Origin of the sequence: Streptomyces sp. NPDC001513, from assembly GCF_042894695.1 — a bacterium.
Classification (GTDB): domain Bacteria; phylum Actinomycetota; class Actinomycetes; order Streptomycetales; family Streptomycetaceae; genus Streptomyces.
This window is the reverse complement of the sequence record NZ_JBIAVU010000004.1, coordinates 427,136-450,675: the sequence shown is the minus strand read 5'-3', so window position 1 is coordinate 450,675 and position 23,540 is coordinate 427,136. Positions and strand designations below refer to the sequence as shown.

Annotated in this window: 19 protein-coding genes and 2 pseudogenes; 7 read left to right on the top strand and 14 right to left on the bottom strand. The window is 68.1% G+C overall.

Annotated elements, in window-relative coordinates:
- Positions 1–312: 312 nt before the first annotated feature.
- Complete coding sequence (locus tag ACFYZ4_RS11375; RefSeq protein WP_390783728.1) at positions 313–1,149, top strand: enoyl-CoA hydratase/isomerase family protein; 837 nt, start codon at positions 313–315, stop codon at positions 1,147–1,149.
- A gap of 52 nt (positions 1,150–1,201) precedes the next feature.
- On the opposite strand, the pseudogene ACFYZ4_RS11370 reads toward ACFYZ4_RS11375, so the two are convergent.
- Positions 1,202–1,474: pseudogene (locus ACFYZ4_RS11370) on the bottom strand (ATP-binding protein); the annotation flags it as partial.
- 404 nt (positions 1,475–1,878) lie between these two features.
- On the opposite strand from ACFYZ4_RS11370, the gene ACFYZ4_RS11365 reads away from it, so the two are divergent.
- The gene (locus ACFYZ4_RS11365; RefSeq protein WP_390783727.1) at positions 1,879–2,352 is read left to right on the top strand and encodes a nuclear transport factor 2 family protein; all 474 of its coding nucleotides are present in this window, start codon (positions 1,879–1,881) and stop codon (positions 2,350–2,352) included.
- A 102-nt stretch (positions 2,353–2,454) separates the two neighbouring features.
- Here the strand turns inward: ACFYZ4_RS11365 and ACFYZ4_RS11360 are convergent, their stop codons facing one another.
- A complete protein-coding gene (locus ACFYZ4_RS11360) occupies positions 2,455–3,810 on the bottom strand; it encodes an ISL3 family transposase (protein ID WP_390783825.1) in 1,356 nt (451 codons plus the stop codon).
- A gap of 19 nt (positions 3,811–3,829) precedes the next feature.
- Positions 3,830–4,063: pseudogene (locus tag ACFYZ4_RS11355) on the bottom strand (transposase family protein); the annotation flags it as partial.
- A gap of 154 nt (positions 4,064–4,217) precedes the next feature.
- Between ACFYZ4_RS11355 and ACFYZ4_RS11350 the strand changes: the two are divergent.
- Entirely contained in the window at positions 4,218–5,816 is a 1,599-nt protein-coding gene (locus ACFYZ4_RS11350) for an ISL3 family transposase (RefSeq protein WP_390783726.1), read from the top strand.
- Between the two features lie 4 nt (positions 5,817–5,820).
- Here the strand turns inward: ACFYZ4_RS11350 and ACFYZ4_RS11345 are convergent, their stop codons facing one another.
- From ACFYZ4_RS11345 to ACFYZ4_RS11330, 4 genes are all read right to left on the bottom strand, one after another.
- Positions 5,821–6,279, bottom strand: coding sequence for a hypothetical protein (locus ACFYZ4_RS11345; RefSeq protein ID WP_351291807.1), 459 nt, complete (start codon positions 6,277–6,279; stop codon positions 5,821–5,823).
- Between the two features lie 219 nt (positions 6,280–6,498).
- Positions 6,499–6,930 carry a hypothetical protein gene (locus ACFYZ4_RS11340; protein ID WP_390783725.1) on the bottom strand — a complete coding sequence of 144 codons (432 nt, stop codon included), beginning with the start codon at positions 6,928–6,930 and terminating at the stop codon, positions 6,499–6,501.
- Between the two features lie 114 nt (positions 6,931–7,044).
- Positions 7,045–7,509: a hypothetical protein gene (locus tag ACFYZ4_RS11335; protein ID WP_390783724.1), complete on the bottom strand. Its 465-nt coding sequence runs from the start codon at positions 7,507–7,509 to the stop codon at positions 7,045–7,047.
- Positions 7,509–8,180 carry a hypothetical protein gene (locus ACFYZ4_RS11330; RefSeq protein WP_390783723.1) on the bottom strand — a complete coding sequence of 224 codons (672 nt, stop codon included), beginning with the start codon at positions 8,178–8,180 and terminating at the stop codon, positions 7,509–7,511. Before ACFYZ4_RS11330 ends, ACFYZ4_RS11335 begins: the two co-directional genes overlap by 1 nt.
- 397 nt (positions 8,181–8,577) lie before the next feature.
- Between ACFYZ4_RS11330 and ACFYZ4_RS11325 the strand changes: the two genes are divergently transcribed.
- Positions 8,578–8,907: a hypothetical protein gene (locus ACFYZ4_RS11325; protein WP_390783722.1), complete on the top strand. Its 330-nt coding sequence runs from the start codon at positions 8,578–8,580 to the stop codon at positions 8,905–8,907.
- Positions 8,908–9,135: 228 nt separating this feature from the next.
- On the opposite strand, the gene ACFYZ4_RS11320 is transcribed toward ACFYZ4_RS11325, so the two are convergent.
- Entirely contained in the window at positions 9,136–9,267 is a 132-nt protein-coding gene (locus ACFYZ4_RS11320; RefSeq protein WP_390783721.1) for a hypothetical protein, read from the bottom strand.
- Between the two features lie 219 nt (positions 9,268–9,486).
- On the opposite strand from ACFYZ4_RS11320, the gene ACFYZ4_RS11315 reads away from it, so the two are divergent.
- A complete protein-coding gene (locus ACFYZ4_RS11315; protein ID WP_390783720.1) occupies positions 9,487–10,383 on the top strand; it encodes a hypothetical protein in 897 nt (298 codons plus the stop codon).
- 82 nt (positions 10,384–10,465) lie between these two features.
- Here ACFYZ4_RS11315 and ACFYZ4_RS11310 read toward each other — a convergent pair whose 3' ends face one another.
- Positions 10,466–11,548, bottom strand: a complete 1,083-nt coding sequence (locus tag ACFYZ4_RS11310; protein ID WP_390783719.1) for an integrase — start codon at positions 11,546–11,548, stop codon at positions 10,466–10,468.
- A gap of 348 nt (positions 11,549–11,896) precedes the next feature.
- Between ACFYZ4_RS11310 and ACFYZ4_RS11305 the strand changes: the two genes are divergently transcribed.
- Positions 11,897–12,565, top strand: coding sequence for a hypothetical protein (locus ACFYZ4_RS11305; RefSeq protein ID WP_390783718.1), 669 nt, complete (start codon positions 11,897–11,899; stop codon positions 12,563–12,565).
- A gap of 234 nt (positions 12,566–12,799) precedes the next feature.
- On the opposite strand, the gene ACFYZ4_RS11300 is transcribed toward ACFYZ4_RS11305, so the two are convergent.
- On the bottom strand, positions 12,800–13,531 hold the full coding sequence (locus tag ACFYZ4_RS11300) for an integrase (protein ID WP_390783717.1): 732 nt from the start codon (positions 13,529–13,531) through the stop codon (positions 12,800–12,802).
- 95 nt (positions 13,532–13,626) lie between these two features.
- On the opposite strand from ACFYZ4_RS11300, the gene ACFYZ4_RS11295 reads away from it, so the two are divergent.
- The gene (locus tag ACFYZ4_RS11295) at positions 13,627–14,031 is read left to right on the top strand and encodes a hypothetical protein (RefSeq protein WP_390783716.1); all 405 of its coding nucleotides are present in this window, start codon (positions 13,627–13,629) and stop codon (positions 14,029–14,031) included.
- Positions 14,032–14,531: 500 nt separating this feature from the next.
- On the opposite strand, the gene ACFYZ4_RS11290 is transcribed toward ACFYZ4_RS11295, so the two are convergent.
- Genes ACFYZ4_RS11290 through ACFYZ4_RS11275 form a run of 4 tightly spaced genes read right to left on the bottom strand, consistent with a single transcriptional unit; the run spans position 14,532 to position 21,858 of the window.
- Positions 14,532–15,461, bottom strand: coding sequence for a hypothetical protein (locus tag ACFYZ4_RS11290; protein ID WP_390783715.1), 930 nt, complete (start codon positions 15,459–15,461; stop codon positions 14,532–14,534).
- 8 nt (positions 15,462–15,469) lie between these two features.
- Positions 15,470–16,480, bottom strand: a complete 1,011-nt coding sequence (locus ACFYZ4_RS11285) for a JmjC domain-containing protein (RefSeq protein ID WP_390783714.1) — start codon at positions 16,478–16,480, stop codon at positions 15,470–15,472.
- The gene (locus ACFYZ4_RS11280) at positions 16,458–16,787 is read right to left on the bottom strand and encodes a hypothetical protein (protein ID WP_390783713.1); all 330 of its coding nucleotides are present in this window, start codon (positions 16,785–16,787) and stop codon (positions 16,458–16,460) included. The genes ACFYZ4_RS11285 and ACFYZ4_RS11280 overlap by 23 nt, the downstream gene beginning before the upstream one ends.
- Position 16,788: 1 nt before the next feature.
- Complete coding sequence (locus ACFYZ4_RS11275) at positions 16,789–21,858, bottom strand: RHS repeat-associated core domain-containing protein (RefSeq protein ID WP_390783712.1); 5,070 nt, start codon at positions 21,856–21,858, stop codon at positions 16,789–16,791.
- Between the last annotated feature and the right edge of the window lie 1,682 nt (positions 21,859–23,540).

The following is a 23,540-nucleotide window of genomic DNA, read 5'->3' as shown; positions in this document are numbered from 1 at the left end:
GGTGAGCGTGCCGGGCCAGCTTCGACCAGATCGCGTCATAGGCGTACAGGCTCTCGGGCCACGGGCTGAGCAGCAGAGCCTCGCGGGCGCGGGGCACGTCACTCTCCGCGTACCGGATGGACAGTCCGTCGATTTTCCGGAACCGGGGCTTGATCTCGCTCATTTTCCCGTCTTCTCAGGGGCCTTCGTGGCACGCGCCCCGGGCCGTGACGCAAACGTGTCTATGACAACACGGACAGCGACACGCGGCGACGGCGCGCCCGCGGGACCCGGGGAGAGGGCTAATGTCGCCGGGTACCGAACGGAGTCCCCATGACCTTCGCCTGCTCCTCGATCCGGACCCGGCTCGAAGAGGGCGTTCTGTGGGCCACCCTCGACGCGGGCCCGCTCAACCTCCTCGGTGTCGATCTGGTGCGTGACCTGGTCTCCCTTGTCGACACCCTGGACGACGACCCCGGCGACGTACGCGTCCTCGTCATCGACAGCGCCTCGCCGGACTACTTCTCGGCGCACGTGGATCTCACCGCGGTCCCGCAGTACACCGCAGAGGCGGCCAAGGCCGGCGGCCCCGGTGACGCCTCGCTCGGCATGTTCCTGCACAGGCTGTCGCGCGTCCCCGTGATCACCATCGCCAAAGTGCGCGGCCGTGCCCGCGGCGGCGGCAACGAACTCGCACTGGCCTGCGACATGACCTTCGCATCGCGCGAGAACGCGGTCTTCGGCCAGTTCGAGTGCGGGACCGGCGCCCTTCCCGGCGCGGGCGGCATCCAGCACCTGACCCGGCGGCTCGGCCGCGCTCGCGCCATAGAGGCCGTCGCGGGAGCGGCCGATTTCACCGCCGACCTCGCCGAGCGCTACGGCTGGATCAACCGTGCCCTGCCCGACGCCGAACTGGACGGCTTCGTCGAGCACCTGGCCGGGCGCATCGCCGGATTCCCGCCCCAGGGGGTCCGGGCCGCCAAGCGCTCGATCAACGACCTCACGCTGGCGGAGCCCGCGCACATCCGCTCCGACGCCGCCACCTTCCAGGCCCTGATCACCCTGCCCGAAACCCGCGAGCGCCTGGAGCACCTGACCCACCGAGGACTCCAGCGTGCGGGCGAGACCGAACGCGACCTCGGCACGGCCGTGGCGGAGTTCCCCCGTTGACATGGCACATCCCGCCCAGCCGCCGAACGCTTCGCACAAATGTTCCGTGAGGCTACGACTCGCCCGCGGCAAGGGGGAACTCCGTCCAGACGGTCTTGCCGTCCCGGGTGTAGCGGGTGCCCCACCGCTCGGTGAGCTGGGCCACCAGGAAGAGTCCGCGGCCGCCCTCATCGGTGGTGCGCGCCCGTCGTAGGTGCGGAGCCGTGCTGCTGCCGTCGGAAACCTCGCAGATCAGGCTGCGGTCGCGGATGAGCCGCAGGGTCCCCGACCCGCCGCCGTACCGGTAGGCGTTGGTGACCAGTTCACTGACGACCAATTCGGCGGCCGAAGAGACGGTGGAGAAGGCCGAACCGGCGGCGGAGCCGACCGGTGCCGTCGACCTCATGGAGGCCCTGCGCGCCAGTGTCGAGCGGGCCCGGAGTCCCAAGGACACCGGCGAGAAGGCCGCCTCCCCCGGCGCCCGGGCGGCCGACAGAAAGAAGGCGCCGGCCGCGAAGAAGCGGGCGCACTCCGGGCCGGCGGCCAAGGGCCGGGAGCTGGGCTCTCGAACCGGTCCGGGTGCCGGGCCGCGGCGAACAGCGCCGCGGGAGTGCCGATGTCGGGACCCACGACGTGCGGTTTTGTCAAAGATCCGCTTCGCAGTGTGCTTCTGCTTCGGCGGAGCGTCCAGATCTGCCTGAAGGGTCGGGTGAGGCTGTCTCAGCCAGGGCGACCTGATATGAGTTGATCATGAATGCTGAAACTCTTGACCCGATGGAGCGCCTGCTCGCAGAGCGGGCTTGTGAGCGGCTGGTCGTCGAGTTCGTCCACCGGCTCGACCTCGGGGACCCGGGCTCGGTGGCCGACCTCTTCACGCAGGAAGGCACCTGGGAATGGCCCGCCGGCGACCGCCGCATCGCGGGTCACGAGGCCCTGCGCATCTACTTCGGCAACCGGCCCGCAGACCGACTGTCGCGCCGTATATGCACCAACATCCTGGTTACCGTGACCTCTGCGGACACCGCCGCCGCCACCACCTACTTCACCACGTACCGTGTCGACGGCTACAGCGAGGGCCTCGTACCGCCGCGGCCCCCGGTTCAGGTGGGGCACTACGAAGACACCTTCCGCAAGGTGGACGACACCTGGCTGCTCACCACGCGGACTCTCTTCCTCTCCTTCGCCGGTCCCACCGAACGCCTGAACGGGCCCGGTCACTCATGAGAACGTCTCCCAGCCGGCCGGCCATCAAGGGTCCTGCACCACGGGGAGTGACACTCCACAGAACTTGGCTCTGTCGCAATTTTGGGGGTCGCGGTCTCTTGATCATGGTGAGAGCAGGATGCGGCGTCGTAGGAGGTCGAAGTTGGCACGGCCATACATCTGTCTCTTCAGCAGCTTGATCCGAGTGACGTTGCCCTCGGCTGCTCCGGAGGTGTAGGTCGTGGTGAGGGCGGCCTGGATCGCTGCGCGGTCTCGTCGCATGCCGTTGGCCAGGGTGCGGAGTTCGCGTTGGCCGTCGAGGCGGACGTCGGCGATCCAGACGTCGAGGGCAAGGTGTTCACTGCGCCGAGTGCGGATCATGAAGGCCAGGCGGCGGGCGTACTCGACGGTCGTCGCCAGCGCAGGGTTCCGCTCACACAGCTCGTCGAGACCCTTCCGTTCAACATCGGTGAGGTGCTCGGGTCGGCGCATGGTCCAGTCGGTGACCCTGCGGACGGTGAGGTTTGGCAAGGGAGCGGTGGCCGGGATCGCGCCGTCGCGGTAGGGCTTGAGGTGCCGGCGGACGGAGTTGGGGTCGCCGCGGTAGCCCAGCCGCTGGATTTCCCGGGTGAGGGCGGAAGCGTTGGTGCAGCCTTCCATCCAGCGATGGTGCAGGTAGAGGCGATAGTCGTCGATCAGGCTGGGTCGGTGGATGGCTGCTATGAGCAGTTCATCGACATCCGCGGCGCGTGCGAAGCGGTTGACGGTGCCGCGGCTCAGCTCGAGGTCGCGTGCGATCGCACGAAGGCTGTCGCCGCGTTCGATGCGCTCGTGGATTTGTTGGTGGCGTTCGCGGGTGCGGGCGACCAGAGGTCGCGGCCGTCCGTGAACGTCCAGTTCTGCACGGTCGCGAACTGCAGGGGCCGGGCCGTCTTCGGTCCGGTCATCGTGGGAGGTGAGAGGTTGTCGCAGGTCAGCACGGTGCCGCCCAATGACACGTTCGACTGCTTGCGCCAGGTTGTTCAGGAGGTGCCAGGCATCGGCCACCTGCCTGGCCTGCGGGGCACCAACCTGAGCCCCGTCACGGTAGGAGCCGGCCCGGTCGCGGCAGATGATCCGGACCTCAGGATGGTCCCGCAGCCAGGACGCGAAGGTCGCTGCGGCCCGGTCTGCCAGGACGTCGACCGGACGGCGTGTTGCCATGTCGATGAGGATCGTCGCGTAGGTCCGTCCCCTTCGAACAGCGAACTCGTCGACCCCAAGATGCGGAACCAGCCCGGACGCGGGCAGCGGCAGAGTGCGGATCAGCCGCAGCAGGGTGTCCTTGCAGATGTCGATGGTCATGCGCTGGAACAGGCGAGCGCCTGGCCGGCCGCCCAGGAACAAGGCCACATCGGTCAGCTGAGCGGTGAGAGCGTCCGTGCGGCGTGCGTGGCGACGGGTCAGGGCCGGTCTGCTCGGCGAACGTCCGACGGACACAGCGGTCGTGCGCGCACACGAGTCGGCGCGCTCGCAGTTCGATCCGTACACGCCTGCCAGCGACCGGACGATCCGTCAGAGTCCGCTGGTAGTAGCAGTGCACTCTCGAGGATTTCCGCCCACAACCAGGACACGCAGCCGACGTCGCTCCGGACCGTACGGCGAGCCGGACCTCCGTATCTGTGAGCACCAACTGGTCGACACGCACGGCGACACCCGGAAGAAGAAGATCAGAAACCTGCACCCCACCCATCACACCCGATAGATGCCCAACTACCCCCAAAATTGCGACAGAGCCAGCTTTTGTGCAGGGGCCACGGTGAGTGACAGCTGAGCGTCCCTGGACGGCTTGCGAAGGCGCCCGAAAATAGGCGTTGGTCGGTACTGCTGGGCTGACAGTCCGGACCGTGGAAGAGGTCGTGCTGCGGTTGAAGGAGTTGTTGTTCCCGGCGATCGCGGACGTCGCGGTGGTGTCGGTGGACGTGGATATCGAGATAGTGCGTGTTGACGCGCAATGCACCACGGTCGGCGCCGCCTGTCCGGGATGCGGAGCCTGGTCGACCCGGGTTCACAGCTCCTACCTGCGGTTTCCCGCTGACGCGCCGAGCGCCGGACGACGCGTCGTACTCCAGTTACGAGTTCGGCGCTTCCGATGCGGGAACAACATGTGCCCCCGCCGGACCTTCGCGGAACAGATACCCGGCCTCACCCGCAGGCACAGCCAGCGCACTGAGCGACAACGTTCCACCCTGGCCGCAGTCGGTCTCGCCCTGGCCGGCCGGGCCGGTGCCCGGCTGGCTGCCGTCCTGGGCGTGGCCGTTAGCCGGAGCACGGTGTTGCGCCCGGTCGACGCTCTTCCCGAGCCGGAGGTGCCCGCGCCGCGGGTAGTCGGCGTCGACGAGTACGCCACCCGCAAGGGCCGCCACTACGGCACCGTCCTGGTCGATGTCGAAACCCGCCGCCCGATCGACCTGCTCCCCGACAGGGAAGCATCAAGTCTGGCTGCGTGGCTCGCCGAGCGTCCTGGCGTAGAGGTCGTCTGCCGGGACCGTGCGCCCTTCTTCGCAGAAGGGGCCACAGCCGGAGCGCCGCAGGCGATCCAGGTCGCGGACCGATGGCACCTCTGGCATAACCTGAGCGAAGCCGCCGAACGATCCGTCGCCCAGCACCGCCACTGCCTCCGAGCCCTCGTTCCTGAGGCCGCTGGCCTTGGGCCGGAGCCCGCGTCCGAAGGTATGCCGTCCAGTTCTCCCTGGCCGATGGGCCACCGGTTCGCCGAACGCACACGAGCCAAGCACGCCACCATTCACGCACTGCTGGACGCTGGGCACAGCAAGCGGTCCGTGGCCCGGCAACTCGGCATGAGTCAGAACACGGTCCTGCGGTTCTCCCGTGCTGACGCTCCCGAAGACCTTTTCGATGGGCAGTGGCAGAACCGGGCATCCGTCCTCGACGAGTACAAGACCTACCTCGACGACCGCTGGAATGAGGGGTGCACCAACGCCTGGAAGCTCTGGGAAGAGATCGTCCCGCTGGGCTACAGAGGCAGCTATCAGCGCGTCCGCGCCTACCTGCACAAGAAGCGCACCTCGCCGCGGCCGGTGACCGCACGGCCGCCCTCACCCCGAGCCGTCGCCGGATGGATCCTCCGGCACCCGGACACCCTCACCGAATCCGAGCAGCTACAGCTCAAGAATGTGCGGACACACTGCCCCGAACTCGACGCGCTCACCCGGCATGTGCGGTCCTTCGCGGCCATGCTTACCGGGCGTCAAGGCGAACGCCTGCCGGACTGGCTCGACGCCGTCCGACAGGACGACCTGCCCAGCCTCCACACCCTGGCCGCTGGCATCGACCGAGACCGCGACGCTGTCATCGCCGGCCTCACCCTGCCCTGGAGCTCTGGTGTCGTCGAAGGCCACGTCAACAGGATCAAGATGCTGAAGCGTCAGATGTTCGGCCGCGCCGGCTTCGACCTCCTGCGCAAGCGAGTCCTGCTGGCGTGACTACCTATACCGGCTCCTCGTACACGTCGATCTCGGAGGGCACACGAGCCAGCAGCGGTTCGAAGTGCCCCTCCATGGCAGCGAGCCACTCGTCGAGGCCCGCGTTGGCGTCGTGGAAGAACCAGGAGTTGAAGGTTCCCAGGACGTCCAGGGCGGGTTCGCACTCGTAGCGGAGTTCGCAGTGAATCTGTACGTAGTGGTCGTGCTCACCGCCGTCGTCACTGATGTCGAACTGTCGCGTGAGGTCCACAGTGAACATCGGACGCCCGCTGAAGGCGTACGTGCCGTACTGGAAGAGCAAGCCGTCTGAGTCGGGCGTCGGCGCGGTGGCAAAGCGCCGTCGCGCGAATCGCATGAAGGCCAGCCACGCAGCCCGGGTGGTCAACTCCGTCGTCGACCGCCCGACCTCCAGTTCGGCACGTAGGGCATCAAGGGCTTCCTCGATCCGCGGTCTGTCGTGCACGCCAGCTCTCCTCAGTTCGGTGAATCAGCACCCTAACCTCGTCGAGCCGGATCAAATCCAGCCCTGACCAGCGAGGCAACCGCCTCCCGGCTCGCAACGCTCAGTCACTGCTGCCGGAACCTGTGCCAGAACCCGTTCTCGTGAACAAAGCCACCCTCCCCAGGAGCGGCCGCGCACGCCCACCGCACGCGCACGACCCTCGCCTCCCCGCCTGGGGAGTTAGCCAGCGTCCCGGAGCTGGGTAAGGCGTTCGGCGGCCGCGTCCGGACCGTAGATGTCGATGAGGCGGGCGACGGCGCTGATGGCGTAGGTGGCGATCCACTGGCTGTCGTCGAGGTGGTGGCGGGGGTCGGCTCCGTCGTCGGCGAGGGCCATGACGGTGTCCGCTACGGGTCCGTGCATGGTGACGTGCTGGAGCCAGGCCCGTCCGGCGGGCCCGAGGAAGGCCGGCCGGTTGAGGGAGAGATCGGGGCGGGCGAGGACGGCGTCGTGGAGCAGTCCGCAGAGCTGCTGGCGCGCGTAGGCCTGGGTGGTCGGGCAGGCGGCGCTGTCGGCCGTCGCGGAGGCGATGGCTGCGGCGTCGTGGGCGAGATGGGCCAGCATCAGGTCCAAGGCGGCGTTCTCACCGGCGATCTGCTGTGTACTGATCATTCCGGTACAACGATGCGACTCCTGCTCTGGGGGCGCTCACGTTGCGGGCTTCCGCCTGGGCCTGGACCTCGGCGACGGTTCCTCGTCTGCGTCGCCGAACGGAGTCGGTCTCCTTCAGCGACCGTGGGGGCTGAGCCGTGCGGCGGCCGCGGTGACGAAGGCGGCGGCGGCCTCCTTGGCGGCGTGCCGCCGTTCGTCCAGCTCGGCCCTGTCGTTGGCCCGGCGCAGTGCGTAGGTGGCGTCAGCAGCCTGCTGGGCTGGGATGGTCAGTTCGGGGACCAGGATCTGCAGGCGGATGTGGGGCGCGGTGATGGCGGCGCGGGTCTCGTGGGACCGGGTCTGCGCCTCCAGCTCCGGTTCCGATCCGGCGCCGGTCAGGGTGAGGCGCTCGCGGTGGAACATCGCGGAGCGGTGCGCGTCGAGCGCCGCCGAGAACTGTGTGACGGCGTCGAGCTGGTCCTCGCGGTGGTCGTCGGCGCGCTGCTCGGCTCGCGCGGTGCGGGCCGAGCGGTGCTGGAGGAGTCCGGCGGTCAGGGCTCCGGCGAGGGTTCCGAGGACGGCGACGATCGATGCCCACATCAGGCGGTCCGCCGGGTACTGCAGAACCCGCAGGAGAAGGCGTCGCCGTTCTCGGCTCCGCAGTGCGTGCACGTCCAGGTGACGGTGCTGGTGGTGTGTTCGGCGAGGCAGGCTTTCGCGTCGTTGGCGGCGGCAGCGCTGGTCGGGTAGTCGGGTGCGCTGGTGTGGTGGGTGCCGTCGGCGGCGACGGCGGTGAACATCCAGTGGTCGGTGGCCTGGTGGTGGAGTACGGCGGCGGTGCCGCCGGCGTGCTGGACGGTGACGGGCGGCTGGGGGAGGTCGGCGCGGGAGGGGACGGCCTCGGGCCACTTCACGCGGGCGGACTGACGGCTGATGCCCCAGGCCTCGCCGATCCGCGCGTAGCTGGCGCCCTGGTGACCGGCGACCTTCGCGGCGGCGCCGGCCCGCTTCTCGACGGCGGCCGCGGTCTGGCGGAGCGCGTGGAGCAGGGCCAGCTGGTAGTCGCCGGAAAGCACAACGCGGTCGGGGACCTGGCCGTCGACCGCGCGGTGGGCACGGGCGCGTTCGGAGATCTGCCAGGCCATCGCGTCGGCGGCTTCGGCCACGGCGTCCTGGAGGGCGAGCACGTCGTCCTCGGACGGCTCGGCGTAGGCGGGGGTGCGGATCGTGTTGACGTCGGTCCAGATGTCGGTCTCGCTGTCGAGAGTCATGAGTGACAGTTTCAACTGTCAGTCGTGACGCGACAACTAGATTCTCGGGACTGGCATATGACAGTTCATCCTGCGCGGTGATGACTTCCCCCCATAACCATTACCAGGGATCGCTGCGAGCGGTACACGAAGGGGTGCGCCTACCTCAAGTCCCGGAGGACGTACGAGGCCTGCAGGCGATCGGCCCCCTAGTTGATCTTTGGCGGCTTTGGCGGCCTTGCCGGGCCTCCGGGGGTACCGGTCCGCTGCCGTCGGACGGTTTGCTCATCACAGCGCTGCCCGGCTGGGGTTGCGGGGCTAACCGCCGGCTATCGCACTGTGCCGCCCAGGACGCGACGTTAGCGCTGACGTCCCTCCATGCTCCGCTCTCCATCACAACGCAGAAGAGGACAATGACATGCTCACGAACGTGCTCACCGGCTGGACCGCGGAGACCCTGGGCGGCCTCACCGTGCTCATGGCGGCCGGGATCTGGGGCTGGATCCGTCGGCGGCGGACCGCGCCGCCCGCCGCGGGCGCCGTCACGGCGGCCGCGACGATCCGCACCTACACCCTGCTCGGCGCCCGGGCCACCGACGGCCAGCCGGTCCACTACCCCAGCAGCCGTCCCGTCGGCGCCTGGGTCCTCTGGACCGGGCCGGAGGGGAAGGTGTGGTTCACGCTGACCGACGGGCAGCTGTCGGACGGCACGTATGCGGCCGAGCGGATATCGGTCTTCCACGGTTGAACGGGTGCGGCGGCAGGGCTGTCCGGCCCAGCCAGGGTCCGTCGCCGGGTGGCTGGATGTTGACGGGGTGGATTTCCCGAGGTCTGTGGCGCGTGCCGAGTCGGTCGGGTCGACGCGGCACGCGGTGGTCCCCGTGGTGAGGGTTCGCCGGGTGTTCCCCGGCCCGGTGGCGGCCCAGGCGGCCAGCGGGCCGGTGGGGCACCGCTCGTGGATGCTCCGGGGATCCGTCTACTTGTTGCGCTGTGCGTCCCATTTGCGTACGCCCCAGACGGCGAGCGCGGTGAATGCGGCCGTGATCAGGCTGGCGGGGAGTTCGGTGAGCAGGCCCTGGACTACCAGGGTGAGTGCGGTGTCGATCATGGTGTCTCCCGGTGCGATTCCGATCGGTCTCACTCAGGTTCGCCCCGACTTCAGGCCCGCTGACGTGGTCTGACGCTCCCCGACAACTCAAGGCGGAGATTTACGAGTTCGGACGCGGTACGTTGCCTATAGGACGTTGTTGGACACTTCTGGACACGGCGAGGATGGCGTATGGCTCGGCTCACGGCTCCCACGTTTCCGCCGGGGCCTCGCAAGAGGTTGAGTGATGAGCTGCACGCGGTTCATCGGCGGGCGGGATGGCCTTCGGTACGGGAGCTGGCTCGTGCGCTCGGCGCGGGGGTGGTCAGCTCAAGCCGAATCCATGACGCGTTCACCAAGCCGCGGCTGCCGGCATGGGGGCTGGTGCAGGTGCTGGTGGTGGAGCTTGCGGGCCGGACGCCCGGCGCCGACGCGGACACTGAGGTGAAACGGTTCCACGGCCTGTGGGATGAGGCTGCGCAAGCAGATGGTTCCTCGCGAATTCTCCCCATGGTTAACCCGGTCCCGCCGGCTCAGCCTCCTGTGGCCGCCGTGGAGAGGCCGGTCTTGCGAACCCTGCTGATGGCCGACGTCGACAGCCGAGCCGCACAAGACGAAGCCGGGTGGAAAACCATGCGGCACAAGCTGATCAAGCTTCTTGATCAGGTCACATACGAAGCCGGAGTCAGCCCGGGGGGGCGTGCGCGCGCCGACTGGGGTGACGCCGTCTTGACGGTGATCTCCGCCCCTCTGCCTGCGGGCCGCCTCGTGCGGTCCCTGCTCAAAGTCCTTCCCGAGGACCTGGCTGTCGCCAATCGGCGCACGTCGGCCTCCTCCCAGATCCGGATGCGGCTCGTTGTGACGCCGGGCTTCGTGACCTTGAACGAAGAAGGCCACTGGGTGGGTAGTGACCTCACCCGCGCCTCCAAGCTCCTCGACTCCAACGTCCTGCGGGATGCGCTGCGCGATGCAAGCGGCGACCACGTCCTCTGTGTAACGGAGCCGGTCTACGAGGACGTCGTTCGCCACGAATACGACGGCGTTCCTGCGAACGCGTTCCACAAGGTTCTGGTCTCCACGAAGGAGGGTCCACTCCATGCGTGGCTTCACCAGCCCCCCCTCCGACTCAACTGGTGACGGCCCTCCACCGGGGTGGTGGAACGGATCGCCCCGTACCCAGCACCCCGCGACCGCCGCGCGTGCAGTAAAGGCCTGCTGCCTATAGCACGCCGTGCAGGGCGTTCTCCCTGAACCCGTCGTCGACCTCGCGGTACTTCCTCATCACCTTGCTGCCGGGGGCCCATCCCCCTTGCCGCTCCGCCACGGCGTCGGGGTTGCCGGCGCGGGAGGATTCGGTGACCAGCCCCCGGCGCGGGCTGTGCCCGGTGGGCCGGATGTCGAGCTCGGCGCGGGCGCCGATGCGGGTGAGGATGTCGCCGACGGTCTCGGCGTCAAGTCCGCCCTGCAGGACGGTCCCCCACCGGTTGTGCAGGCGGAGGTAGGCGAACCCGTCCGGGTCGTCGTCGAGGCGGGCCTCCGCTTTCCAGCGGCTCCAGGCCCGGACCGGGCAGAGGTGGGCGCGGGATCCGTACGGGACTTCGACCACGCGCGGGGACACCTTGGACACGCGCACGTCCACGATGAGGCCGCGGCCCTCGGGGTCCTCGGCAACGTCGCGGACGCGCAGCCACGCCAGTTCGTGCTCGCGGCCGGCGATGGCGAAATGCATGGTCATCAGGCTGAGGTCCCGGACGCCGAACCGGTTCGCGGGCAGGGCGGCGGCGATCTTCTCCATGTGCCGGACGAGCAGGGCGGGGGCCGGGCCGCGGCCGCGCGTCTCCTCCGTCTTCGCTATGGCCTTGGTCTTCGCCTTGAGCAGGGCGCGGGCCTCCTCGGCGATGTCCTGCTGCAGCTGGAGCTTGAGCTGTCGGCGGGCGGTGACGACGACGCCGGAGAGGCGGCGGTCGATGGTGGTGGGCGTGGTGAGCCTGCCTGCAGGCCGGCCGGGTTGCGGTGGCCGCGCGGGCTGGTGCCAGCACCACTCGACGAACGCCACCAGGGTGCCGGCGCGGACGGCCGCCGGCGGGAGGTCTGCCTCGACGCAGAATCGGAGCCATGTGTTCCAGTCGGCGGCGTACGACGTGCGGGTGCTGGCGGGGCGGGCGTCGTCGACGTGGCGGCTCGCCTCGCGGTCGAGCCGGTCCAGTCGGTCCTCGGTCGCGGCGTCGAACCGTCCGGGCGCCGGCACCGCGGGCTGACGGGTCGTGGTGCTCGTCGTGACCGACAGATCCGTGTTCGCCACGTTCCACCCCTGAGTGTCCGTCAAGCCTGTTTTTTCGTAGCAGATTTTGTGCTGCCTGGTTCCGTCATATGTGAGCCGTGGCCTTTGGTCCGGGAGGTTGTCGCCAGGCTCTGCGGCGGCGGACTCGATACCGGCGGGCACCAGCAGGGGAGCACTGCTATGTCATCACAGTTGAACGTTCAGTGAAATTCGGCGGCCAGATTCCTTTGCCATCAGCAGCTACGAGGTGAAGGATGGAGTGTATGGGGACTGGCTCCTGTCCACGCGTCCCCCGTGAAAGTGGTTACCGCAGGAACTGCGAGTCAAGTTCGCATGGACCGTAGTCGCTTTTTCCGTCAGGGAACCATCATGAACACCCTTCAGCGCCACCGGATTCCTACTTGTATCGGCGCCTCATGCTTGGCTGCAGCGCTTTCTTTCTCAACAGGTGCAACCATCGCTACGGCAGCCCATCAAGCCCCGGCAATAGCAGCGCAGGACGATTCCGGCAGTGACCAATCTGGGACCGACACCAGCGGCTCCGACACCAGCCAGCAGGACGGCAGCCACCCGCAGGGCTCCGACACCAGCCAGCAGGACGGCAGCCACCCGCAGGGCTCCGACACCAGCCAGCAGGACGGCAGCCACCCGCAGGGCACCGACACCAGCAATCCGCGGACCGACACAAGTAACCAGCAGGACACCGACACCGGCGGCGGCCAGCCCGGCAAGACAGACAAGTGTCACGGCCTCGGTGGACACTGGGTAAATGGCTCTTATATCTGCAACGTCCGGCTTGGGGGAAACCACCCCAGCGACCAGAATAGTAATCCGTCTGGATCGTCCCACCGTAAGCGCACCGGCAACCGAGATGGCGGATTGTTGAATGTGCCCAGGGTGCCAGGATCAGCGGTGAATGTCCTCTACGACGCGGCGCGCTGCAGGCCGAGCCCGACCCCCTTTAACCCATATTGCTGGAAATACGTCGCGGGCGTCGGGTTGCTCTTCATTCTGCCGCCACCCGTGGAATCGCGTTAGCGCCTACAGCACTCCCAGCAGTGCGTTGTCCTCCCATTGGTCGACAACTTCCAGGTATCCGGCGAGGACTTTGGAGTGGGGGGCCCAGCCGCCCTGTTTGGCGATGACGATCTGGTCGTGGCCCTTGAGGCGGGAGGAGGTGGCCAGTCCCCGGCGGGGGCTGTGGCCGGTGAAGCGGATCTCGATTCCTGCGCGTTCGCCGGCGCGGGTGATGACGTCGCCGACGGACTCGGGCTACAGTCCGCCCTTCAGGACGGTGTGCCAGCGGTTGTGCAGGCGGCGCCAGGCGGGCCCGTCGGGGTCGGTGAGGCCGGCGGCGTCCTTCCAGGCGGTCCATGCGCGGACCGGGCAGATCGAGGGGCGGGAGCCGTACGGCACGGGCACGGTGCGGGGGTGGACCTTGGAGACGCGGAGGTCGGCCCGGATCCCGTCGGGCGTGAGCGCGTAGTCGCGGACCCGGTTGAAGGCGAGTTCGTGTTCGCGGCCGGCGACGGCGAAGTGCATGAGGACCAGGGCCCGGTCGCGGATGCCGGTGAGGTTGTCCGGGCAGGCGGCGCTGATCGCGACGAGGTGGTCGACGAGGAGCGGCGGGGCTTGGCCGCGGCCGCGGGTCTCCCCGCTGGCCTCCATCTCCTTGACGAGCTGCTTGAGGCGGTTGCGGGCGAGGCGGGCGATGCCGTCCTCCAGCCGCACGCCGTGGTCTGCGCGGGCGGAGACTACGGTGCCGGACAGGCGCCGGTCGATGGTCGAGGGAGCGGTGAACGTCCTCTTCTTCCATCCGGGCTGGGTCCACAACCACTGCACGAACATCACGAGGGTGCCCGGGGTGACGGCGAGCATCGGCACCTCGGCGGCGGTGCAGAACTTCGTCCAGCTCGCCCAGTCCTGGGCGTAGCCGGAGCGGGTCCGCTCCGGCCGGCCGTCCGCGACGGTGCGCACGGCCTGGCGGTCGATGTGGTCGAGCACAGCGCGGGTCGCGGTGTCGTACTCCTCCGGCCGGGTCGGTGCCGCCGGGATGACGACCGCTTCGACGGCCTTCTGATGGTCCCGAGGAGCAGACCGTGCTGCGGGAGACCCCGCGCCTGATCCTGGCGGAGGCCACGATGGAGGAGCAGGCGGTCTGTGAGGCGATGCTGACCACCGGCGCCACCCAGGAGGAAATCGCGCGGCGGCTCGGCACCACCCGCAAGTCCGTCGAGCGCCGGCTGCACCGGGTGCGGCGCCGCGCGCGGAAGCTCGCCGCGGCCGGCACCATCGTGGTCCCCGTCGGTCAGCTCGGCGGTGACCTGGTGAACGGGCCCCTCGACCTCCGCCTCCTGGTGCTGCTGCTGCTCGGCGTCTTCGCGGCGTACATCGCGTACATGCACCCTGCGGCCGGCGGCGCGCTGCTCGTCGGAGCGGGCGTGGTCACGCTGGCCTACATCCTGATGGGAACCGGCGGGAGCGGCGGGCCGCCGACACCCTGACGGCCAGACAGCACGCGGCGGCCCAGCCGGAGGATCCGGGGGCCACCGTGCGCGCGTGCAGGCTCGGCCTGGACGGGGGCGGATCGGCTCGGGCGCGGGCGGTCAGAGCAATCTGGGCTTGGCTGTGGCCAGCGCGATCCACTGGCGCAGGGCCTCGGCTCCGGCCTGGTCCCGGGTGGCGTGTACGGGCAGGGCGGAGGATCGGATGGAGCCTGCGGCCCAGCCGTTCCAGCCGGAGCGGCGTCCGGCCTTGTAGGCGGGCTCGACGTGGCCGAGGACGGTGCCGCTTTCGGTGTGGAGTCCCGGCCGTGGCGGCCCGAGGACGGGCGCGCGCCCACGGTCTGGAGCTGGCCTGCGGGCGACCGTCCGGCCCTGTGGGTGTGGTCCTGCGAGGCACGGCGGTATGGGGCCGTGATGGCGCGGCACGACTGGGCTGACGGCAGGGTGATCTACAAGGTGGCCGTCGACTTGGACGGGTCGACCAGCACCGTGTCCCGGTTCTACGCGTGGCCGCAGCCGGGCCTGCGCCGGGCGCATGGATCCGGGTCGGAGCCCTCTGCCTCCGGCCCGCCGACGCTGGCCGCAGGTCGGCGCAGCGTCGACTCCGCGTAGGCGCGGCCGCGGCTACAGGTGGGCCAGGTGCTCGCGCACGGGATCGGCGAGCTCGGCGTAGAAGTCGACGCGGTCCTGGGCCTGGAGGACCTGGGCGCAGACGGTGAGCAGGCCGGTGCGGGCCTCGGGCCGGTCCAGGACGGGGCCAGTTGGGTCCGGATGCGGGCGGCCGTCTCGGGGGTCAGCAGGGCGTAGACGTACAGGGTGGCCGCGTCGTAGCCGTACGGGGCGCGGCCCCATCCTTCCCGGTCCAGGATGTGCGGGCCGCGGGTGACGTTGCCGTAGTGGAGGTCGCCGTGGGCGGTGGACCAGGTGACGTCGTCGACCTGGTAGCCGGTGAACTCGGGGATGACGCGGCGCAGGTACTCCTCCCGTACGGCCTCGCGGTCCACCGGCGGCGGCACGTCGGCGAGGGCGTCCAGGGCCGCCAGCATCTCCTTCCACCACGTCTCGGGCAGGCACGGGTCCTCGTCGAGGACGGGGCGCGGGGAGACCATCGGGTCCGGGGCGAGGGCGTATAGCTCGGCCCGGTAGGCGTAGCTCTCGGTGGTCCAGTCCCGGATGCGGAACAGGTCGGGGCGCGGCGCCGACACGGGGAGGGCGCGGGAGGTGGACGGGCCGTTCCACAGCGTGCCGCCCTCGGTGCCGGCCTCGGCGCAGACCACGCGCAGCCAGTGCGGACCGGCGGCCGAGGACAGGGTCCGGCCCCGGTACCCCCACACCCGGCGGCCGGTGGCGCGCAGGCCGAGCTGGGCGGCGGCGTGCTGCTGGGCGGCCAGCATCCGGTCGACGGTGGCAGGGGCGGGGGCCTCGAACATGGCGGGTCCTACCTCGAGTGGGAGACGGCTGCCGCGTCCTTGGATACCAGCTCGGTGGCGAGGGCCGCGACCTGTTCCACGGTGAGGCCGGAGCGCTCGGCCAGGTCCCCGAAGGTGAGGCGGGCGCCGGAGACCAGGGCCTCCAGCGCGGGGCGGACGGAGGTGTGGAGTTCCCATTCGTGTCCGGCGGCGCGCAGCACGACGGCCTCGTCGGCACCCTCCAGCGCGGCCCGGGCGGTGGTGAGGGCCAGGGTCAGGCCGGGGTCGGCGGGGACGTCGCCGATGTACGGGAGGGAGGGGGCCGGGTGGCCGGGGTCGCGGGCGTCCAGGGAGGCGGCGAACTCCGAGACAACGTGGGGGTGGAGCGCCTCGAACACCTCCTTGCGCAGCTGCTCGGCGTACGCCGTGCGCTCGGCGGGCCCGGCCACCGTGGGCACGTTCGCGCGCAAGGTGGGGGAGTGGAGGAGCTGTCCAGCCAGCCACACCAGGAGGTGGTGGCCTGTCGCCGGGGTCAGGCCGCACGTCAGGTGCAAGGACCGGCCCTGGGTGGCGGCCACCGCGTGCCACCAGCCCCGCGGCACGTACAGCATGTCCCCAGGCTGCAGGACCACTTCGGCCAGCGGCGGCCCCTCGGGCTTCTGGGGCGCTTCGACATCCAGGCGGAGCGGGTCCGTGCAAGTGGCCCGGTACAGGTTCCAGCGCTTCGCGCCTTCGAGCTGGAAGATCACCGTGTCGTGGTCGTCCCAGTGGATGCCGAAAGCCTCGGTGGGGTGCCGTGCGGAAGCGCCGCTCCAGAGGCTCGACGAGGTCCTGAACTCCGGGGTGGAGCTTGTCCACGGCGCCCAGAACCAAGGAGGCGCCGGCGCTGGTCTGCCGGTGGAGGCCCGAGGGCTCGACGCGCTGGCGCCTTGGGTCCCCGCCGTGAATGAGGCGGGGACCCAATACGGGCACCAAGTCAGGGCACAGTTGCTCACCCTGCCCAGATGGAACGCGCCATCACCTGAAACGCGCCTCGCCATTCTCGATGTAGAGAATCAGAGGGCTGATTATTTCTTCACTTTCCGCTAGTAGCGGATGCAGCTTCACCCCCCTATCGCGAATTTCCCTGACTGGCCCCATCCGGTCGACGGGGAATCGATTCCTGGCCGCCTCGTTCTGCGCGTTGAAGAGGCTTTCAAGCTCCGAGCTCCAGCCGGGCAGTGGGGCAAACCTGCAGGTGATCCAAGGCTGATCGAAGCCGTACGGGTAGAGATCACCTACCGGCTCGCCGCCGACGTACACCCTCCACGAAGCCGAAGGCGGGGCGTTCCCTTCTTCTCCTACCACTCTAGCTCCTACCGATATCCTTCATGACTTGTTCCAGGGTTGTGCCGGGCGGCCAGTAGTGAACTATTGCTTCGGCCTCCAGACGCAAGTACACAAGCAGCTCATTATGTCTAGTGGCGTTATCCGACAGTTCATCCCCGAAAACTGCTCGAATGTGTTCCGGGACAGTCAGATTCTTGGCCGCGTCGAAAATCCTGGAATTAGTCTTGCTGAGGTCGAGGGAAACGTAACCGTATTCGCCGCTCCCCTTCCATCCTGTCACGCTGCCGCTGCCGTAGGTGTCGAACATCGTCTTGGCGCTGGTCGTGACCGATATCCATGGAGAGTTTTCGTGGCCCATGACGTGCTCCCACGGCTCGACAGACTCGTCGGCTCCTGGCCGTACAAGGCTGGCTCCAGGCCCTTCACCCTTTCGCAAGGACCGGAAGGCATTGGGAGAGCCGAGGGCGAAGACTTGGGCCCGGGGGGCTGCGAGGCTACGGATCCAGCTGAATGCGGGCCCGATGAGACTGCTACTGCCTCCGCCGACTGCGCCGAGAAGTAGATCCCAGGGGTCCGTCGGGCGGCAGTTCACTTCGTTGACTGCGTAGGAGAAGCCCGCACCCACAGCAGCGTTGACTGCTGTTGATGTAGCGAGTGCCCGTCCGCCGGTCAGGCCGAGCGATCGGGCTGCGAAGCTGCCTGTGCCGGGCATGAGGAGGCCAGCAATACCGCCGACCACGGCGCCTCGGCCCGCAGCCATGGCCAGACCGGAGCCGGTGAAGCCGCCGTTACGGTGTTGCCAGCTGTAGATGCCTCCTTCGACTACAGCGCCGAAGGCTGCCCCGATTCCGGCACTGATGCAAAGGGGGCAGGCGCCGGAGGGGTCTGACTGGTTGACGGGGTCGTTGTTGGCGTAGGCATAGGTGGAGGAGTTTGTCGGTGAGGCTGTGTCCGGGCGGGGGTCCGGGCTGGTGAAGCGGCCGGCCTTCGGGTCGTACCCGCGGGCTGGAAGGTCGATCTTTCCTCGGGATACTTGGTCTTTGAAGGTTCCTGTGAAGCCGAAGACGCTGGTCTGCTGTGTGCCGCCGCCGGCTGTTCCGGTGAAGGTGCCCCAGGTTCCGTAGGTGTACTTGTAGTTCTCGATACCTGAGAGGTCCCGGACCGAGGTAGTCGAGTTCTGCCGGTCGTGCAGGTAGTAGAAGCTCGCCGCTCCGGTGTCCACGGCTTGCGGCTCGCCGAGGGGTCCGTAGTGGTAGTCGCCGAGGAGCCAGCCAGAAGGTTGGCTGAGGTCGGTCGCGATCCGCGGAATGCTGTTGTTCACGTCCCACTGGTGGGAGCGGATCGATGCGCCGTTCTTCTTCGTGGTGGTGCGGTTTCCGTCTGCGTCGTAGACGAAGGTGAACGTGTCGGCACCGATGGTTGTGGTCTTCGCCCGGCCCAGCGCGTCGTAGCTGTAGGTGCCGGCGCCGTCCTTGGTCAGGTTGCCGTCGGTGTCATAAGTCAGATCCGTGACGGCGGTACCGGTGGTGCTGCTGGTCATCTGGTCTGCGGCGTCGAACACGTTGTTCGTTGTCGTGGCGCCCGTCGTTGCTGACAGCCGGTTGCCGACCTTGTCGAAGGTGTTGCGCTCGCCGGTGGTGCCGGGGAGGCAGGTGAGGAGGAGGCTCGTGTCGCTGCACGCCCGGGTCAGTCGGCCTGCAGCGTCATAGTCGTACCGCTTCGGCAGGCCGGTGGTCGTCGCGTCCTTGAAGGTCTCCGTCGTCACCCGGCCTGAGCCATCGCGTACGAACTGACGCGTTCCCGCTCCTTCGGTTATAGAAGCCATACGACCGGCCTGGTCGTAGGTACGGGTCTCCGTGATGGCCGGGGTGGTCGGCACTGTGGTGGAGAGCAGGTTGCCTGCCGCGTCCCAGCCGTAGGTCGTCGTCCTGCCGTTCTGCGTCTGGCCCGTCATCCTGCCGTCGGCGTCGTACGCATACGAGGTGTTCCGCCCGTCCGGATAGGTCCGACCGCTGACAGAGCCGTCCGCGCGGTAGGTGTACTTGAACGGATTCGTCGAGCCGGGGGCCGTGATGGTGAGGGGCCTACCCGTCTGGTCGTATCCGATGGTCCGGACGCCGCTGCCGTCGGTGATGGTGGCAGGGCGCCCAGCGTTGTCGTAGGTGTAGGAGACCTTCGGCGTGCCGTCCGAGTACGTGCTCGAGGACAGCAGGTTCAGGCCGTCGTAAATGCTAGTGACGGTCTGTCCGCGAGCGTTCGTGATCTTGGTTCGGTTTCCGTCCAGGTCGTAGCCGTACTGGGTGACCCTGTTCAGCGGGTCGGTGACCTTGGTACGTCGGCCAGCCTTGTCGTACTCATATGTCGTGACACGTAGGTTCGCGTCCGTACGCGTCGAGAGGTTCCCGCCGGAGTCGAAGGCCATCTTCGTGATGCCGCCGTCTGGGGCCGTTATCTGGATGGCTCGGCTCAGGGCGTCGTAGACGTAGCTGGTCTTCTTGTTCTGCGGATCTGTCTGCTCAGTCAGGTTGTTGAGCGCGTCGTACGTGCTGGTGACCGCGTTACCCAGAGGGTCTGTCCGGCTGATGACGTTGTCGGCCTGGTCGTAGCCGGTCCGCCATGTGAACTGAGTGGGGTCGGCACCGGTGGCGTTGCCGCGGGGTTCGACCCTCGACACCAGCCTGCCTGCCGCGTCGTAGCCGTACGACGTCGTGAAGCCGAGCGGGGACGTCTCCGAGATCCGGTTGCCGTCGGCGTCATAGCTGAACGTGAGGGTATTGCCGTTCCCGTCCGTGAGGGAGAGCAGCTGATTGGCTTTGTCGTACACGGCGGAGGTCTTGTTCCCCCGGGCGTCGGTCTGCTCCGCGATGTTGCCGGATTGGTCATACTTGGTTCTGGCGGTGTTTCCCATCGGATCGGTGACAGATTCGGGCCGGGATCTGGTGTCGTAGCTGGTTGTCCGCATCTGGCCGGTCGGATCGATGACGGCGATCCGGCGGCCGGCAGTGTCGTAGCGGTACGCCCAAGTGAACGTGGCGGGATTCGCTCCGGAGGCATTTCCCCGGGGCGTTGTCATGGTCGTGATGCGGCCGGCCTTGTCGTACCCATAGGTGGTCTTACCGCCCTGGCTGTCAGTTCGTGTCATGAGACGCCCGGCTGCGTCGTAGGTGGACGACGTGGTGAGGCCTCCCGGAGATGTCGTTGAAGAGATCCGGTTCGCGGCGTCGTAGGTGTACGTCGTCACGCGCCCGAGGGCGTCGGTGACCGTTTTGAGATTGCCGACCGGATCGTAGGCCCTGAGGAGGACTCCGCCCTTGGGATCCTTGACCGATGCCTGACGGCCGGCGGCGTCGTAGGTGACGGTCGTCGTGAAGCTGGCCGCGTTCGCCCCGGCCTCGTTGCCGCGAGGATCCGTAACCGTGAGGGGAAGGCCCGCGGCGTTGTAGGACACCGTGGTCTTGGTGCCGAGGGGCGAGGTGATGGCGTTCAGGTTGCCGTTGGCGTCGTATCCAAAGGTCTGGGTCTTGCCCAGTGGCGTCGTGACGGTCTTGAGCTGCCCTGCCGGCGTGTAGGTGAGTGCGCTGGAATTGCCGAGCGCATCCCTGACTGAGCTGAGGTGCCGAGATGAGTCGTAACCGTAGGTCTGGGTGTTTCCTCGCCCGTCCCTGTTTGTTGCCAGGTTCCCGTTGGCGTCATACGTGTAGGAGCTCTGGCTGCGATCGGGAGCCGTGACCTTCGTCAGCCGTCCCGCCGCGTTGTAGTCAGAGCTCCAGGCGTTGCCGAGAGGGTCGGTGGTGCGCGTGAGATTCGAGTCGCCGTCGTAGGTGTACTCGGTCCTGTTGCCGAACGGATCGAGTTGGGCGAGAAGGTGGTTGTTTGAGTAGAGGTCCGTCCAGATCCCCCCGTCAGGTGCCGTCGTATCCGTCTCGCTGGCTGCGTAGCTGTACCTCGTGACCCCGCCAATAGCGTCTGTCTGTGTGACGACCCTGCCCTGGGTGTCATAGACGTTGCGCACAGGGAAGTGCCCGTTGCCGTCCTTGACCGAGTTCAGCCGGGAACTGGCGTCGTAGCCGTACTCGGTGGTCACGCCGCTACCGGTGACGGATGTGAGGCGGCCGGAGGTATAGCCGTAGTCGACGCTGCGCCCATCGCTCCCACTCGCCTTCGTCACCAGGGCGCCGGTGTACTGGAGCGTCGTGACCACGCCGTTCGCCGCGGTGATCGAGGACACCTTGCCGCCGCTGTAGGCGTAGCTCTCGCCTCGCCCGGCACGGTCCTTGTCCGAGGTCAGCAGGCCGGACTCGTCGAAGGAGAGAACCCTCTGCTGCAGCGTGGTCAGGGTGTATCCGCCGATGGGCAGGTGTTTGAGGGTGGATCGGCTCGTGCTCGGAGAAGTGAACGTACCGTCACTGTGGCCCGTGTACTTGTGCTTCGATCCGCTGTCCGAGGTCAGTGTGACGTTCCCCGTGCCGGTGTCCTTCGAGAGCCTGGTCTCCCAGGGCACGCTCCAGCCCTGCCCGTGGGCGCCACTCGCGGCATTGTTCGACGAGTAGTGACGTGCCGCCGCCCAGCCTTCTGCGGACATTCCCTGCGTCAGATCACTCGGTGCCAGGTTGAAGGCCCCGGTGGCGGTATTCACCGTGCCGTTGCGGTGCGCCTGCGGCTGAGCGAAGCCAGTAGTACCGCAGTCCGCGCCGCACCCGTAGCTTTCCCCGTCCGAGATGCCCGAAGCGAACTGAGGGACCACAGGCTTCACGCCCGTGTTGTCGCCGGCGGGAACGTCAATCACCGTTCCGATCGCCTCTGCGGCGAAGAGACCAGATTCAGGGCACAGCTGCGGTGTGATCTTGACCTGCATGCTCACATGCGGCGTGGCCGCGTTCCGCTCACTCGCGTAGAAGCCTGACGGTGCGCTCACGACCTGGTTCAGGTCATAGGTGGTGATCTTCCCGCAGCTGACCCGCCAGGTGACCTTTACCTGATGCGGAACCTCGAGCCACTTGCCGTCGGGGCCGAGCTTGGCATCCGAATTCTCCATCCCGGTGGACAACGTGACTGTCTCACCCATGAAAACAGACCCGTCGAAGTACACCTCGTGCCCGTAGCGTCCTTGGCTGATAGCCCGAATGGACCCCTCGGGACCTATGACCTGGACGTCATCCGGAGTTCCGAAGATGTCACCTGGCGCAGCCTGCCGAGACCCTTCAGGACTTGGCGCAGCCCGGTGGTGCGCCTCAAGCAACCGCTGCCGGGTCCGTTCTTCGCTGGGCCCTGCAACAGCACCACCAGTCGGTGCCAGCATCCGAACCGACCCGCCTGCTGCGCGAGCGACGTCCTCCTTCACCTGCTTCCGACGCGCGGCGAGGTCCTGAGGTTTCTGCTGAGCCAGCACCTCCGATCCGTTGGAGGGCACTTGCTGGAACGGAGATGCGTGAGCCGAGACCGGAGTGAGGAGACCCAGAAGAATGGATACACATCCCACTAGTGCGACCCTTGCTTTGTTCTTTCTGACCACCAATCCTCCTTGACCTGCGCTCAGAAGTGGAATACTCAATTCGACCCCTGGCGTGACATCGAATACTTGGTCGAGATCTTGAGAACGGTGCCCGGTTCGCTCAAACGCCGGGAGGAAATGGTCGAGGAATGTCCGATTCCTCAGCAACTCAAGTCCCAGAAGGGGCACTTGACAAGCGAATGCTCTCTTGCCTCGGACAGCTGCTGCCGAGCAGAGCATCCAATGTCTCGCCCATGCGGAGAAAAAATGCCGGGTCTCCCACCGCGTCACCCTCGACAGCCGGGCGCGGGCTCTTCCCCGTGCGCCGGACGCGATGTTGCAGCGGGGCCCGACCTGGACGGTGCCGGCCCCTCGACGCACAGTGGTGCCGGTGAAGTGATTCGACGAAGCGACGGGGACGAAACGGGTGCGGTGGACCCGACGGTGGCTACGGGCGCCTGACGTGGTCCGGAGGGCGTGGGCCTGCCCGGTCTGGAGACGTCATGCCGAAGTACCAGAACACCAACGCCCGGGAGGCCCGCGCCGCCGCCCGGTCCGGCATGAAGTACGCCGCCGGGCTCCGCGCCTCCGCTGGCGCCTTTCTGCCTCCGCACCTGCCGGTCGTGGACGAGGCCACACTTACCGAGCACGAGCCTAATCGTGGACCATCTGCGAGTCCTCGCCGCTGCCGATGCCGACCAGGCGCTGCCGGTCCACGTGGTGACGCCGGACGTGATCGAGGCGGAGCAGCTGGCCCGGGCCCAGGGCGAGCGCCCGTAGTGGCAACGGTGGGCGATCGTCCGGCCGGCCGTGGACGGGTACGTGCTGCACGAGCTGGTGCACGGCCCCAACAGCTCCCGGTGCCACCCGGGCAACCGTGCGTCTCAGGTGCCGCTTCCGGTCCGCGCCGAGGGCGACACCGTGACCGGTGGGTCTGGGCACACACCAGGTGGCCGGTCGACAGCCCGGCCGGATCGTGGATCCGCACCAGTTGTTCGCCCCGACCGCCGACCTGTGCTGGGAGGTCACCGTGTGGCTCGACCTCAGTTGGGAGGCCGCGTCCTCGGCGAGGAGTATGGGGGTGGGGTGTCCGCGTGGCAGACCGTGGGGCGGTGCACAAACCGGGAGGACGCTCAGCTGCTCGCTCGCGGGTACGCCGCGCATCGCGGCTCGTACGCTCGGGCCGACGTTCTGCAGCACGGCCCCCGACCTCGTGTACGCCTCCCCGGTCCGCGACAACTGTGTGCGGCCGCTCGACGCGCCGGAGTGGCCCCGCGCCT

Coding starts and splice junctions, on each gene's coding strand:
- ACFYZ4_RS11285 (WP_390783714.1), bottom strand. CDS start 16,480: ATGGCGAGGCGCGTTTCAGGTGATGGCGCGTTCCATCTGGGCAGGGTG.
- ACFYZ4_RS11335 (WP_390783724.1), bottom strand. CDS start 7,509: ATGTGGGCATCGATCGTCGCCGTCCTCGGAACCCTCGCCGGAGCCCTG.
- ACFYZ4_RS11325 (WP_390783722.1), top strand. CDS start 8,578: ATGCTCACGAACGTGCTCACCGGCTGGACCGCGGAGACCCTGGGCGGC.
- ACFYZ4_RS11365 (WP_390783727.1), top strand. CDS start 1,879: ATGAATGCTGAAACTCTTGACCCGATGGAGCGCCTGCTCGCAGAGCGG.
- ACFYZ4_RS11290 (WP_390783715.1), bottom strand. CDS start 15,461: ATGTTCGAGGCCCCCGCCCCTGCCACCGTCGACCGGATGCTGGCCGCC.
- ACFYZ4_RS11305 (WP_390783718.1), top strand. CDS start 11,897: ATGAACACCCTTCAGCGCCACCGGATTCCTACTTGTATCGGCGCCTCA.
- ACFYZ4_RS11375 (WP_390783728.1), top strand. CDS start 313: ATGACCTTCGCCTGCTCCTCGATCCGGACCCGGCTCGAAGAGGGCGTT.
- ACFYZ4_RS11340 (WP_390783725.1), bottom strand. CDS start 6,930: ATGATCAGTACACAGCAGATCGCCGGTGAGAACGCCGCCTTGGACCTG.
- ACFYZ4_RS11330 (WP_390783723.1), bottom strand. CDS start 8,180: ATGACTCTCGACAGCGAGACCGACATCTGGACCGACGTCAACACGATC.
- ACFYZ4_RS11320 (WP_390783721.1), bottom strand. CDS start 9,267: ATGATCGACACCGCACTCACCCTGGTAGTCCAGGGCCTGCTCACCGAA.